Genomic DNA, 647 nt, shown 5'->3' on the forward strand with positions numbered 1-647 from the left:
CAAAGCGACAGGCTCTCCATATCAGATTGCAGGAATTAAATGGGGACAGATCAATTTTGCTGCGTACGTTTTATGGCACTTGCGAGCGCTGCGGCTTCGCTGCGTAACGCATCAAATCTCGTGTTCAACTCGATATACCCGGGCTTCCAGGCCCAAACACCATCGACGTGGTGTTGCCCAAGGATCAGGTCATTGAGCGAGCCCGTTCCGCCAAAGGCTGACAGCAAGTATTCAACCCCGTAGTAATCAGAGTTCATCAAGTGTGCCTTGGCTTTGCGCATCCACTGGCTCCAGTCAGTGGCTCCATCGCTTTCAAGTACGATGGCGAGCTGATCCAGAACGTCGATCAATTGTTCAGTCATTTGACCCATTTTGAGTTCATCCAAACTGTGGAACGATGGATTTTCGGCCATTGAGCAGTTGACCGTACGATAACCTCCGCTTCAGTCATTTGCGCACACAATCCTTGATTTCGCTCGGAGCTGGCAAGTCCGATGGATATTGGCGCACCTCTTTGTTTACGGACACAAAAAACGGGCGCCGTCATGGCGCTCGTTTTCGTTTATTCCGCTGCTTGAGCCCGCAAGCGCCGGCCGATCACGTCCATCAAGTCACAGCCGTCGCGTAACGGAATGGCCAGCAGCTTG

The 647-nt window shown here is 52.4% G+C and carries 1 protein-coding gene; it reads right to left on the minus strand.

What is annotated here, in order from left to right; genetic code table 11:
* Window positions 1–50: 50 nt before the first annotated feature.
* Window positions 51–413, minus strand: coding sequence for a DUF6966 domain-containing protein (locus tag WLY71_RS30675; RefSeq protein WP_347806578.1), 363 nt, complete (start codon window positions 411–413; stop codon window positions 51–53).
* Window positions 414–647 lie beyond the last annotated feature (234 nt).

The sequence above is a fragment of the Pseudomonas rossensis genome, from assembly GCF_039888995.1.
Lineage (GTDB): Bacteria > Pseudomonadota > Gammaproteobacteria > Pseudomonadales > Pseudomonadaceae > Aquipseudomonas > Aquipseudomonas rossensis.